This window comes from Amycolatopsis sp. NPDC024027 (genome assembly GCF_040638975.1).
In the GTDB taxonomy this organism is placed as follows: domain Bacteria; phylum Actinomycetota; class Actinomycetes; order Mycobacteriales; family Pseudonocardiaceae; genus Amycolatopsis.
Genome location: NZ_JBEZYY010000010.1, coordinates 269,022 through 282,764, shown reverse-complemented (window position 1 = coordinate 282,764; position 13,743 = coordinate 269,022). Strand labels below are relative to the sequence as shown.

General features: G+C 73.7%; 5 protein-coding genes. All 5 read left to right on the top strand.

What is annotated here, in order from left to right; all coding sequences use genetic code 11:
- The first annotated feature begins 1 nt into the window (after nucleotide 1).
- From AB0F52_RS25425 to AB0F52_RS25405, 5 genes are read left to right on the top strand one after another with little or no spacing between them, the layout of a single operon-like run.
- Nucleotides 2-619, top strand: coding sequence for a DUF2786 domain-containing protein (locus AB0F52_RS25425; protein ID WP_360175753.1), 618 nt, complete (start codon nucleotides 2-4; stop codon nucleotides 617-619).
- On the top strand, nucleotides 616-1,836 hold the full coding sequence (locus AB0F52_RS25420; protein WP_360175750.1) for an acyl-CoA dehydrogenase family protein: 1,221 nt from the start codon (nucleotides 616-618) through the stop codon (nucleotides 1,834-1,836). Before AB0F52_RS25425 ends, AB0F52_RS25420 begins: the two co-directional genes overlap by 4 nt.
- Entirely contained in the window at nucleotides 1,827-2,804 is a 978-nt protein-coding gene (locus tag AB0F52_RS25415; RefSeq protein ID WP_360175747.1) for a pyridoxal-phosphate dependent enzyme, read from the top strand. The genes AB0F52_RS25420 and AB0F52_RS25415 overlap by 10 nt, the downstream gene beginning before the upstream one ends.
- Nucleotides 2,804-12,913 (top strand): amino acid adenylation domain-containing protein, encoded by a 10,110-nt coding sequence (locus tag AB0F52_RS25410; RefSeq protein WP_360175744.1) that lies wholly within the window; start codon nucleotides 2,804-2,806, stop codon nucleotides 12,911-12,913. The genes AB0F52_RS25415 and AB0F52_RS25410 overlap by 1 nt, the downstream gene beginning before the upstream one ends.
- Nucleotides 12,910-13,722, top strand: coding sequence for an ABC transporter permease (locus tag AB0F52_RS25405; RefSeq protein ID WP_233226151.1), 813 nt, complete (start codon nucleotides 12,910-12,912; stop codon nucleotides 13,720-13,722). Before AB0F52_RS25410 ends, AB0F52_RS25405 begins: the two co-directional genes overlap by 4 nt.
- Nucleotides 13,723-13,743 lie beyond the last annotated feature (21 nt).

The following is a 13,743-nucleotide window of genomic DNA, read 5'->3' as shown; positions in this document are numbered from 1 at the left end:
GATGACCACGATCTCGCCGCCGATCACGGCGACCTGGCTGCGGTGCCACGACACCGCCCGTGCGGAAGGGATGGCCCCGGCGCTGGCCGAGCTGCACGCGGCGCTGCCGGCCGGGGCGCCGGTCTTCGGTGCCGGCGGTGCCGCGGTCCTGCCGGCCGGGCCGGTGGCCGGCGACGTGCTCGTGGTCCGGACGGCGCAGCTGCCGGGCGGCCCGGTCGTCCTCGTCCGGACGCACCGGCCCACCGGCCACCTCGACCCGGTCCTGGCGACCGGGTCGGTGTGGCTGCGGCTGGGCCTGTCCGGCGCCCTGCTCGACTCCGGGCTCGCGTATCTGGGCGGGCGGCGCAGCGGCGACACCACCCTGCTGCGCCGCCAGATGGTGCAGGGCGCCGTGGCCGAGGCGCTGACCGGGCAGCTCGAGGTGCGCGCGTTCCTGACCGCGCACGACGCGGACCCGGCACCGGACGCACTGGCCTACCTGCACCGGCGGCTCACCGACACCGACCGCGTCCTGCTGCGCCTGCTCGGCGCGGCGGGGTTCGTCCGCGGCGGGGCGGGCGAGGTCGCCGACGTCTCCGAGCTGCTCGCGGGGGCCTACACCCCGGAGGCGGTGGCGTGAGCGCGACCGTGCTGGACGACCGGCTCGTGACGCTGCGGGACGCGGCCCGGGAGTGGGGCGCGGAGTTCCGCGCCGCGGGTGCCGGCCTCGACACCGACCCCGACGGCGTCGGCGCGCACCTGGACCTGGCCGGCGTCCGCTGCCTCGCCACCATGCTCGTCCCGGGGGAGTTCGGGGGCGCGGGCCTGTCCCTTGGCGCGCACCGCTTCCACGGCATGACGGCGATCGAGCGGACGGTGGTGCTCGAAGAACTCGCCCGCGGCGACGCCGGCCTGATGCTGGCCAGCCCCGGCGCGTCGATGTCCGGCGTGCTCGTCGACGTGCTGGCCGACCGGGAGCAGAAGGAGTGGTTCTACGGCCGGCTCCTCGAACGTCCCACGTGGACGTTCTTCGCGCTCACCGAGCCGGACCGCGGCTCCGACGCCACCGCGCTGGAGACGGCGCTGAAGACGTCGCCGGACGGCGGCCCGCACCGGCTCGACGGCCGCAAGAAGTACGTCGGCAACGCCGCCCGGGCCGCGCTCGGGGTCGTGTTCGCCCGCACCGGGCCCGGCCCGCTGGGCGTCACCGCGGTCCTGGTGGACACGGCGGACCCGGGGTTCCACGCCGAGCCGCTCGAGTCGCTGGGCCTGCGGGCCGCGCGGATCTGCGAGCTGACCCTGGAAGACGTCGCCGTGCCCGCCGAGCGGGTGCTCGGCCGGGACCGCTCGCCCGCGCGGCGGGGCATGTGGGCGTGCGTGCAGACCTTCAACCGGCTGCGGCCGGGCGTCGCCGCGATCGCGGTCGGCATCGCCGCGGCCGCCTGCGACTACGTGCTGGCCGAACGCGGCCCGCTCGGCCGCGACGGCCGCGACCGGCTCGAGGAGCTGGGCCGCCGCATCGACGGCGTGCGCCACCTCGTGCAGCTGTCCGCGATCGAGGTCGACGCCGACGGCTCCCGCGGCCACCTCGCCTCGGCGGCCAAGGCCGAAGCGTGCCGGCTGGCCGAGGAGGCCACGCTCGAAGCGTGCGGCTTCTTCGGGCCGCGAGCCCGCTGGGAGCACCCGGCGCTGGACAAGCTGGTCCGGGACGCGCGCGGCGTCGAATTCATGGAGGGCGCCGGCAACATCCAGAAGCTCACCGTCTTCCAGGGCCTGGTCGCCGGCAAGGTCGGCCGGGGCGACCCCTTTCCCGCGCACGCCGGGAAATCGTCCAGCGGAGGTTCGTCGTGCAGGTGATCACGAGGCCGGAGGAGTTCGACGTCACGGACCTGTACGTCGACCTCCGCCACATCGTGGACCGGCGGGTCCTGATGAAGTGCGAGGGCTTCAACTTCGCGCGCTCGAGCAAGCTCAAGCCCGCCCTCGAAATGGTGACACTGGCCGAGCGCGCGGGCGTGCTGCGCCCCGGCTCGACCATCGTCGAAACGTCGTCGGGCAACCTCGGCGTCGCGCTGAGCCTGGTCGCGGCCAGCCGCGGGTACCGGTTCGTCTGCGTCACCGACCCGCGCAGCACGCTGCTCACCCGGCAGCTGATGCAGAACCTCGGCACCGAGGTGCTGGTCGCCCCGGACCCGGCGGCGGGCTTGCGGCTCGTCCGCCGGCTGTGCGCGGAGAACGACGGCTACACCTGGCTGGACCAGTACGTCAACGCGGGCAACTGGATGGCCCACTTCCGCTCGACCGGCCCGGACATCCTGCGCACCGTGCCGGATCTGGACGTGCTCTTCGTCGGCGTCGGCTCGGCCGGCACCCTCACCGGGTGCGCCCGCTACCTGCGCCAGGTCCGGCCGCAGGTGCGGATCGTCGCGGTCGAGTGCGTCGGTCCCGGGCCGCGGGCCGCGCGGCGCAGCACGGCCCTGCGCACGAGCGTGCGGTTCCCGGTCATCGACATGTCCCTCGTGGACGATCTCGTGCGGGTCGACGAAGCGGCGGCGATCCGCGAGTGCCGCCGGCTCGCGCAGCGCGGCTTCCTGCTCGGGGGCGGCTCCGGCATGGTGCTGGCCGGCGCGCTCGGCTGGCTGGCGGACAACGACGCGGGCGGCGCCGAGCCCACGGCGGTGGTGATCTCGCCCGACCTCGGCGACCGCTACCTGGACACGATCTACCAGGACCAGTGGGTCAAGGACAACTACGGCCCCGAAGCGCTGCTCGACGGTGCCGAACCCGATTCCCGTTACGCCAAAACACTCTTCGAGGTGCCCTGATGACCGCGGTCGACGCATTCCTGCCCCTGTCCACCGCACAGACCGATGTCTGGTACGACGAACAGCTGTCCGGTGGCGGCCTCGCCTACGCGATGGCGGACTACCTGGACATCACCGGTCCGCTGGACGTCGAGGTGTTCCAGGCGGCCTTGCGGGCGCTGGCCGACGAAGCCGAATGCTTCCGGGCCCGGTTCGTCGAGGTCGAGGGCGAACCGCGGCAGCTCATCGAGCCGCTGACCGAGCTCCCGATCCGCTTCCCGGACGTGACCGGGGAAGCCGACCCGGAGAGCGCCGCGCTCGACTGGATGCACGAAGACATGCGGCACCCCTTCTCGCTGGAGGACTTCCCGCTCTTCCGCGGCGCCCTGATCAAGCTCGGCGCGCAGCGGCACTTCTGGTACCTCACCACCCACCACCTCATCGGCGACGGCTTCAGCGCGATGATCTGCCACCGCCGGCTGGGCGAGCTCTACAACGCGCTGCTGGCCGGGGAGGACCCCGGGCCCACTGCGCTGCCGCCGTTCCGGCTGCTGCTGGACGCCGACCTCGCCTACCAGGACTCCCCGCACCGGTTGCGGGACAAGGCGTTCTGGGGACGGCACTTCGACACGACGCCCGACCTGGTCAGCCTGTCCGGCAAGGAACCGGCGCCGGCGCGCGGCTTCCTGCGGCGCACCATGGTGCTGCCCCCGGAGACGGCGAAGGCCGTGCGCGAGGCGGCCGCGAGCGCGAAGGTGACGCTGCCGACGTTCTTCATCGCCGCGATGGCGGCCTACACGCAACGGCTTTCGGGCATCAAGGACCTGCTGCTGACCGTCCCGGTCGCGGCGCGCGCGGGCGTGCGCTCGCGGGCGACCCCGGGCATGGTCGCCAACTACCTGCCGCTGCGGATGGTCGTCGAGCCGCAGATGACGATCGCCGCCCTGCTGGGCCAGGCCTCGAGCGAGCTCGCCGCGACCCTCAAGCACCAGCGCTACCACGTCAACCAGATCCGCCGGGACATCGGCGTGCGCAGTGACGAGCGCCGCCCGTTCGGCGGCCCGTTCGTCAACGTGCTCCCGCCCGAGCCCGGCCTGCGCCTCGGCGACTGCCACACGCGCGTGATGAACCTGTCGACCGGGATCACCAACGACCTTTCGCTGACCGTGCTCGACGTCACCGAAGACATCATCGAAATCCACCTGAACGGCAACCCCGACCTCTACGACGCCGAGGGCGTCGCCGCGCACCTGGAGCGGCTGGCCGGGTTCGTCGGCCGGCTCGCCGAAGCCGGCTCGTCGGCGGTGCTGGGCGGGGTCGACGTCGTGTCGGCGGACGAGCTCGGTGAGCTGCTGGCCTCCGGGGTCGGTGCGGCCGGACCGGTGGGGGCCGACGTGGTGTCGCGGATCCGCGCCCTCGCGCAGGCCTCGCCGGAGGCGGCCGCGGTGGCCGACGGCGGCGACTGGGTTTCGTACGGGTCCCTGACCGGCCGGGCGAGCGCGCTGTCCCGCCGGCTTCCTGCCCGTGGGCTGGTGGGCGTGCTGGCCGACCCCGGCGTCGGGTTCGTCTCGGCCGTGCTGGGCGTGCTCTGGTCGGGTTCGGCGTTCGTGCCGCTCGACGCGGGGATGCCGGTGGCCCGGCTGGCCGGGCTGCTGGTGGATTCGGGTGCCTCACGCGTGGTCGTCGGCCCCGGGTACGAGGAGCTGGCGGCGGAGGTGGTGGCCGCGGCCGGCGGTGGTGCCGCGATCGTGGCCCTGGACGGTGCCGAAGACGGCCCGGACGCTCTGGCGCCGGTGTTCGGCGCGGGGGAAGACGCCGGTGCTGAGCTGGCTTATGTGATCTTCACGTCGGGTTCGACGGGGCGTCCGAAGGGTGCGATGGTGCACCGCCGGGGCATGGTGAACCACCTGCTGGCGAAGGTGGAGGACCTCGACCTGGAGCCCGCGGACGTGGTCGTGCAGAACGCGCCGGTGACGTTCGACGTTTCGGTGTGGCAGATGCTGGCGCCGCTGCTGGCCGGGGCCCGGGTCCGGGTCGTGCCGCGGTCGGTCGCGGCGGATCCGGACGCGTTGTTCGGGTTGATCCGGGCCGAGGGCGTTTCGGTGCTGGAGGTCGTGCCGTCACTGCTGCGGGCGGCGCTGGATTCCTGGGACCTGGCCGGGCGGTCCGCCGATGTGTCCGGGCTGCGCTGGCTCGTGGTGACGGGGGAGGCGTTGCCGCCGGACCTGTGCGTGCGGTGGTTCGCCCGGTTCCCGGACGTGCCGCTGGTCAACGCGTACGGCCCGACGGAGTGCTCGGACGATGTGACGCACGCGGTGATCCGGTCCGGCGTCGAGGTGGTACCGATCGGCCACGCGGTCCGGAATTCCCGGCTGTACGTGCTGGGTGACGAGCTGCGTCCGGTGCCGGCGGGCGCGGTCGGCGAGCTGTTCGTCGGCGGCCTGGTCGTGGGCCGCGGTTACGTGGGTGACCCGGCGCGGACGGCGGCGGTCTTCGTCGCGGATCCGTTCAGCGGCCCGGGCGCGCGGATGTACCGCACCGGTGACCGCGTCCGGCTGCGGGAAGACGGCCAGCTCGAGTTCGTGGAGCGGCGCGACTTCCAGGTCAAGATCCGCGGCCACCGCATCGAGCTCGGCGAGATCGAAAGCGTCCTGCGGGCCGTGCCCGGTGTCCTGGACGCCGTGGTGCGGGTGCTCACCGACGCCGACGGCGGCAAGCGCCTCGCGGGCTACCTCATCGGCATCGACGGCGAAGGCCCGATCGACGCCGGTGCCGTGCGCAGCACCGCCCAGCAGCTGCTCCCGGACTACATGGTGCCCTCGGCGCTGGTCGTGCTCGACGAGCTGCCGCTCACCGAACACGGCAAGGTCGACCGCGAAGCGCTGCCCGCCCCGGACTTCCGGGCCGAGGTCGTCGGGCGCCGCCCGCGCAACACCGTCGAGACCGTCGTCTGCGACATCCTCGCCGAGGTCCTGTCCGTGCCGCGGGTGTACATCGACGACAACTTCTTCGCCCTCGGCGGTGACAGCATCAGCGCGATCCAGGTGGCCGGCCGCGCCCGCACGGCGGGCATCGAGCTCACCCCGCGCGACATCCTCGAGCGCCGCACGCCGGCCGCGATCGCCGAGCAGGTCGGCCTCCGCGAGCCGGGCGCCGACGTCGAGGCGATCGCGGTGGCCGAGGGGCCGCTGGTCGAGCTGACCGAAGACGAGCTGCGCGAGCTGGCGCCGGAAGGCGGCCGCATCGAGGACGTCCTGCCGCTGTCGGCCCTGCAGCAAGGCCTGCTGTTCCACTCCGAATTCGACCCGGACGGCGTCGACGTCTACACCGTGCAGGCCACCGCGGACCTCGCCGGCCCGCTCGACGTCGACGCGCTGCGCGATGCCTGTGCCGCGCTGCTGCGCCGGTACGCGACCCTGCGCGCCTACTTCCGGCACCGCCGCGGCGGCGACGCCGTGCAGCTGATCGCCGCCGAGGTCGGCCTGCCCTGGACCGAGCTGGACCTCTCCACGCTGCCCGAGCCCGAACGCGGGGAGCGGCTGGGCCGGCTGGCGGCCGAGGACCGGGAGCGCCGGTTCGACCTCGCGCACCCGCCGCTGGTCCGGTTCACCCTGATCAAGGTCGCGGCCGGCCGCCACCGGTTCCTCTGGACCGCCCACCACATCGCCACCGACGGCTGGTCGGTGCCGATCCTCATCCGCGAACTGGCCACGCTGTACACGGAAGGCCCCGCGGCCGCGCTGCCGGAAGTGGCCCCGTTCCGGAACTACCTCGCCTGGCTCGGCCGCCAGGACGAGCGGGAAGCCCGGCAGGCGTGGCGCGAGGTCCTCGACGGCCTCACCGAGCCGACGAAGGTGGCGCCGCAGATCGACGGGCACCTGAAGGCGGTGCCGGAGTCGGCCGAAGTGGTGCTGTCCCGGGACGAGACCGCCGAGCTGGTGGCGTGGGCCCGGCGGCACGAGCTCACCCTGAACACCGTCGTGCAGGCCTGCTGGGCGATCCTGGTCGGCCGGCTCACCGGACGGCGGGACGTCGTGTTCGGGTCGGTCACCTCCGGGCGCCCGGCGGAGCTGCCGGGCGTGGAGACCATGGTCGGCATGTTCATCAACACGGTGCCGGTCCGGGCCGACCTCGACCCGGCGGGCACGCTGGAGGAGCTGCTGGTCTTCCTCCGCGACCAGCAGGCCCGGATGTCGGCCTACCAGCACGTCGGGCTGGCCGAGGTGCAGAACGACGTGCCCGGCCTCGCCGGCACCGGCGAACTGTTCGACACCGCCATCGTCTTCGAGAACGTGCCCGCCGACGGTGCACAGACCGACGTGGTCCTGGGCGACGACGTGCGCGTGCTCGACGCCGTCACCGAGGACTCCCGCCACTACCCGCTGAGCCTGGTCGTGAACCCGGGCGGCGAACTGGCCTTCCGCTTCGACTACGCGCCGGAAGCGTTCGACGCTGAGCGCGTCGGCCGGATCACCGCCATGTTCCGGCACCTGCTCGACACCGCCATCGCCGATCCGACGGTGGCTCTCGGGTCGATCGACGTGGTGCCGGTGGCGGAACTGGAGCGGGGCGCCGGTGCCACCGGGCCGGTGGGTGCCGATGTCGTGTCGCGGGTGCGTGAATTCGCGCTGTCTTCCCCGGAAGCGGCGGCGGTGTCCGACGGTGGCGCGTGGGTTTCGTACGGGTCGCTGGCCGGCCGGGCGAGTGCGTTGTCCCGCCGGGTGAGCGATGGCGTGGTCGGGATCCTGGCCGACCCCGGCGTGGGTTTCGTGTCGGCCGTGCTGGGCGTGTTGTGGTCCGGGGCCGCCTACCTGCCCTTGGACCCGACGTTGCCGGTGGCCCGGCTGGCCGGGCTGCTCGCGGATTCGGGCGCCTCGTCCATTGTGGTGGGTGCGGGCTTCGAGGATCTCGCGGCCGAGCTCGGTGATGGTGTCGAGATCGTGGTTCTGGATGACGCCGAGGACGAGGAATGGGCACCGGCTGCCCAGGGTGACGCTGGTCTTGACTTGGGTTATGTGATCTTCACGTCGGGGTCGACGGGTCGTCCGAAGGGGGCGATGGTGCATCGCCGGGGGATGGTGAACCACCTGCTGGCCAAGGTGGAAGACCTCGGGCTCGAGCCGTCGGATGTGGTGGTCCAGAACGCCCCGGTGACGTTCGACGTCTCGGTGTGGCAGATGCTGGCGCCGCTGCTGGTCGGTGGCCGGGTCCGCGTCGTCTCGCGGGTCGTCGCGGCGGACCCCGACGCGTTGTTCGGCTTGATCCGGGCCGAGGGCGTTTCGGTGCTGGAGGTCGTGCCTTCGTTGCTGCGGGCAGCGCTGGATTCCTGGGACCTGGCCGAGCAGCCCGATGTCTCGGGGCTGCGGTGGCTGGTGGTGACGGGGGAGGCGTTGCCGCCGGATCTGTGCGTGCGGTGGTTCGCGCGGTTCCCGGACGTGCCGCTGGTGAACGCCTATGGCCCGACGGAGTGTTCGGACGACGTGACGCACGCGGTGATCCGGTCCGGCGTCGACGTGGTGCCGATCGGCCGTGCAGTGCGGAATTCGCGGTTGTACGTGCTGGGTGACGAGCTGCGTCCGGTGCCGTCGGGCGCCATCGGTGAGCTGTTCGTCGGCGGCCTGGTGGTCGGCCGCGGCTACGTGGGCGATCCGGTCCGGACGGCGTCGGTGTTCGTGGCCGACCCCTTCGGCGAGCCGGGCACGCGGATGTACCGGACCGGCGACCGCGTCCGGATGCGCCCGGACGGTCAGCTCGAGTTCGTGGAGCGCCGCGACTTCCAGGTCAAGATCCGCGGCCACCGCATCGAGCTCGGCGAGATCGAAGCCTGCCTCGTCGCGCACGCGGGCGTCGGGGAAGCGGTGGTCACGGTGCACGGCACGGGCAACGACCGGCGGCTCGTCGCGTACGTCTCCGGTGCCGTCACCGAAGGCGAACTGCGTGAGCACGTGACCGCGCAGCTGCCGGCGTACATGGTCCCGGGCGCGTACCTCGTCCTCGACCGCTTCCCGCTGACGGCGCACGGCAAGATCGACCGCAAGGCGCTGCCCGCGCCGGAACAGCACACCGGTGCGGGCACCCGCGGCCCGCGCACCCCGGTCGAAGCCACGCTGTGCGAGATCTGGGCCGACGTGCTCGGCGTCGCCGAAGTCGGGATCGACGACGACTTCTTCGCCATCGGCGGGCATTCCCTGCTGGCCAACTCGGTCGTGAGCCGGGTCCGGTCCGCGCTGGCCGCGGAACTGTCCATCCGGGACCTCTTCGAGGCGCGGACCGTGAGCCGGCTCGCCGGCCGGCTCGTTTCCGCGGGCCAGGCCGGCGCCGGGTTCCGGAAGCTCGCGCGGCCGGAGAAGATCCCGCTGTCCCACGCGCAGACGCGGATGTGGTTCCTCAACCGGCTCGAAAGCGCCGGGTACAACATCCCGCTGGCCGTCCGGCTCGGCGGCGACCTCGACCCGGCGGCCCTGGCGGCCGCGCTCGGCGACGTCGTCGAGCGGCACGAGGTCCTGCGCACGGTCTTCCCCGACGTCGACGGCGTCCCGTACCAGCGGGTGCTGCCGCCCGCCCCGGACTCACCGCTCGCCACGGCGACGGTCTCCGAGGACGAGCTCGCCGCGACGCTGGCGGCCGAGGCGGGCCGCGCGTTCGACCTCGCCACCGACCGCCCGCTGCGGGCCGGCCTGTACCGCGTCGAGGACTCCGGCGAGCACGTGCTGCTGCTCGTCCTGCACCACATCGCCGGTGACGGCTGGTCGGTCGACGTCCTGGCGCGCGACCTGGCGATCGCGTACGACGCCCGGGTGCGCGGGGCCGAGCCGGGCTGGGCGGAGCTGGCCGCGCAGTACGCCGATTACGCGGTCTGGCAGCGCGAGCTGCTCGACGACCGGCAGGCGGCGGACCGGCAGTGGGAGTACTGGCGCACCGCGCTCGACGGCCTGCCCGACGAGCTGCGGCTGCCCGCGGACCTCCCGCGCCGGGCCGCCACCGCCTTCCGCGGCGGCTCGGTCGGCTTCGAGGTGCCGCCGACCGTCCACAAAGCACTGACGGCGCTCGCCCGCCGGTCCGGCGCGAGCGTCTTCATGGTGGTCCAGGCGGCGGTGGCCGCGCTGCTCACCAAGCACGGCGCGGGCACCGACATCCCGCTGGGCAGCCTCGTCGCGGGCCGCTCGGACGAGGTGACGAACGACCTCGTCGGGTTCTTCGTGAACACCCTCGTCCTGCGCACCGACACCGGCCGCAACCCGACGTTCGCCGAGCTGATCGCCCGGGTGCGGGACACCGACCTCGAGGCGTACGCGCACCAGGAGCTGCCGTTCGAGCTCCTGCTCGAGATGGCCCGGCCCGCGCGTTCGCTGTCGCGCCAGCCGTTGTTCCAGGTGATGCTGTCGTACTACGAGGTCCCGGACCCGCGGTTCACGATCGGCGGCCTTTCGGTGCGGCCGGAGATCCTCCCGGCGACCGGGGCCAAGTTCAAGTTCGACCTGACGTTCCAGCTCGGCGAGCGGCCGGGCGAGGCGGGCATGGAAGGCAGCATCGAGTACTGCGCCGACCTGTTCACCCCGGAGACGGCGGGCTTGCTCGCCACCCGCCTGAACCGGCTGCTGTCGGCGGTGGCGGAGGACCCGGAGCTGCCGTTGAGCCGGATCGAGCTGGGCACGCCGGCCGAGCCGGACGTGCTTTCCGTGGCCGGGTCCGGGGAACCGGCGGAGCTGCCGGTGCTGCGGAACAGCCGAGGCCCGGCGCTGATCTGGGACGGCGGCCGGCTCAGCCACGCCCAGCTGCGCCGCCGCGTGACGGCGGAGGCCCGGAAGCTGAAGGCCCGCGGTGCGGGTCCGGAGTGGACGGTGTCGATCGCCGCGGACTCGGCGGCGGAACGCGTGGTTCAGGTGCTGGCTGCGCTCGAAGCAGGGGCGGCCTACCGGCTGGCCGAGCCGGGCGACGCGCTCGGCACGGTGATCGAGGTTGCTCGCTCGGATGGCGGCCCGGCGGTGGCCGAGGTTGCTCGCTCGGACGGCGGCCCGGCGGCGGCCGAGGTCGGTCGCCTGGATGGCGGCCCGGCGGCGCAGGCCGAGGTCGGTCGCCCGCAGAGCGGCCCGGCGGCTTCCGGCGAGGCAGCTTCTTCCGCCGCCGCACCGGTTGCCCCTGGACACGCGGCCGCCCACCTCCCGGACGGCACCATCCTCTCGCGCCGCGCGCTGGCGGAGTCCGTCGCCGCCCTGCAGGAGTCCATCCCGGCCCACAGCCGGGTGATCGTCCCCGACCTGCCCGATGCCATCCCCGCCACGCTGGCCGCGCTGGCGACCGGTGGCTCCGTCCACCTCGCCGAGGCCGAAACCGGCGACGCCACCGCACTCGCCCAGCTCCTCGAAGGTGAATTGCCGGCGGTCTTGTTCGCCACCCCCCACCAGGTCCGGGCGCTGGCGGCCCGCCACGAACCGGCCCTCGCCGGCGTCCGGCTGATCGTCGCCGGCGAACCCCTGGCCGCGCCGCTCATCGACCGGCTCGACCGCGCCGGCGCCGAGGTGCACACGCAGTACCGCACCCTCACCGGCCAAGCCGAGCCCGGCACCCTGCCCGCTCCGGCCCGCGCCACGCGTGCCTACGTCCTCGACGAAACGCTCCAACCCGTCCCACCGGGCGCGCACGGCGAACTCTGGCTCGCCGGCCCGGCCCTCGCCCGCGGCTACGCGGGAGGACCCGGCCGCACCGCCACGCGGTTCGTCGCCGACCCGTTCACCGCGGGGGAGCGGATGTACCGCACCGGCGACCTGGTCCGCCGCCGGCTCGACGGCAGCCTGGAACTGGTGGCCGAACCGGTCCGGGCGCGCGGCTTCGCCGTCCGTCCGGTCGAGGTCGAGGCCGCGCTGCTGCGCCACCCGGGCGTCGCCGCCGCCGAAGTCGTGGTCCGGGACGACCGGCTCGTCGCCTACGTCGTCGGCCGCGGCGAAGACCTGCGCGAGCACCTGGCGCGGGAACTTCCGGACTTCGCGGTCCCGTCGGCGATCGTCGAGCTCGCCGCCCTCCCGCTCACCGCGGCGGGCGAGCTCGACCACGCGCGGCTGCCCGCACCGGAAACGGCCGCCCGCACGGACGGGAGCACGCCGGCCGAGGAGGTCCTGCGGCTCGCCTTCGCCGAGACGCTCGGCCTGCCCGAGGTCGGCGCCGACGCGGACTTCTTCGCACTGGGCGGCAACAGCCTGCTCTCGGTGCGGCTGGTCGCGCTGGCCCGCAACGCCGGGGTGCGGTTCACCGTGGCGGACGTCCTGACGCACGGGACCGTCCAACGCCTGGCCGCGCTGGCCGGCACCGGCGGTGACGGCGGTGACGTGCTCGACCCGTTCGCGCCGGTGCTGCCGATCCGGCCGGACGGCGACCGCGCGCCGCTGTTCTGCGTGCACGCGGGCCTCGGGCTGAGCCTGCCCTACCTCGGGCTCGTCCAGCACCTCGACCCCGGCCGCCCGATGTACGGCCTGCAGTCGCCGAACGTCGGCGGGGACGGCGAGCTGCCGGTCAGCGTCGAAGACGTCGCCGAGGAGTACACCGCCCGGATCCGCGCGATCCAGCCGGCCGGCCCGTACCACCTGCTCGGCTGGTCGTTCGGCGGGCTGCTGGCGTACGAGATCGCCGTGCAGCTGCAGGAGGCGGGGGAGCGGGTCGAGACCCTGTGCGTGCTCGACAGCTTCCCGGTCGAAGCGGCGGGCCAGGCCCCGCCGACCCGGCAGGAACTGCTCGTCAGCTTCCTGGAGCACCTCGGCTACGACGCCGACGAGGGCGCCGGCCTGTCCCCGGCGGCCGTCATCGACGTCCTGCGGCGCGGTGGCTCGCGGCTGGCCGGGATCGGCGAGGACCGGATGACCCGGGTGCTCGACGTGATGAGCAACAACGGCGAGCTCGCTCTCCGGTACGAACCCGCCCGCTTCTCCGGCCGCCTGCTGCTGTTCCTGGCGGCCGAAGGGCTCACCGAGGCCGACCTCGCCGAGCGGCCCGGCCGCTGGGCACCGTACGTCGACGGGGCGATCGAAACGCACCGCATCGGCTGCGGGCACGAATTCATGATGCACCCGCAAGCCCAGGCCGCCATCGGCCGGATCGTCGCCGCCGCACTGGACGGCTCTTCCGAGGAGGACGAATGACTGTGATTGCCCCGGCGCCGGCGCGGCGGTTTTCCGACGCCGTGGTGGAGGTGCTGGCGCTCGCCGGGCGCCGTCTCACCCACCTGCGCAACGTTCCGGGCCGCCTGCTGGCGGTCACCCTCAACCCGCTGATCACCATGCTGGCGATCGGGTACGTGTTCAAGGACGCGGTGATCGTGCCGGGCAGCGGCAGTTACCCGGAGTTCCTGTTCCCCGCCGCGCTGATGCAGGTCGGCCTGGCCGGCATCGCGCCCACCGCGATCGCCGTCGCCACCGACCTCAACGGCGGCCTGACCGACCGGTTCCGCTCGCTGCCGATCGTCCGGCCCGCCGTGCTGATCGGGCACTCCCTGGGTGACTTCCTGGTGGGCCTGATCGCGCTGGCGATCACCGTGGCATCCGGCCTGCTCGTCGGCGGCCGGGTGCACACCGGGTTCCTGCCGCTGATCGGCGGGCTCGCCCTGCTCGTCGTGTTCCTCTACGCGATGATCTGGGTCGGCATCCTGCTCGGCCTGTCGCTGCGCAACCCCGAGGCGATCGACGGCATCGGCGCGGTGGCCACGCTCGGCCTTTCCTTCCTCTCCAACGCCTTCATGTCGACCGACCGCCTGCCGTCGTGGCTGCGGCCGGTCGCGGAGTGGAACCCGGTCAGCTCGGTGACCACCGCGGTCCGCCGCCTGTGGGGCACGCCGGTCGACGAAACCGGGTTCCCCGCCCAGCACCCGGGGGTGGTCGTGGCGATCACCCTGGCCGTCACCCTGGTCTTGGCCGGGGGACTGAGCTTCCGCAAGTACCGCACGATCGCCTAGCGGGTCAGGTGGCGGTCAGCG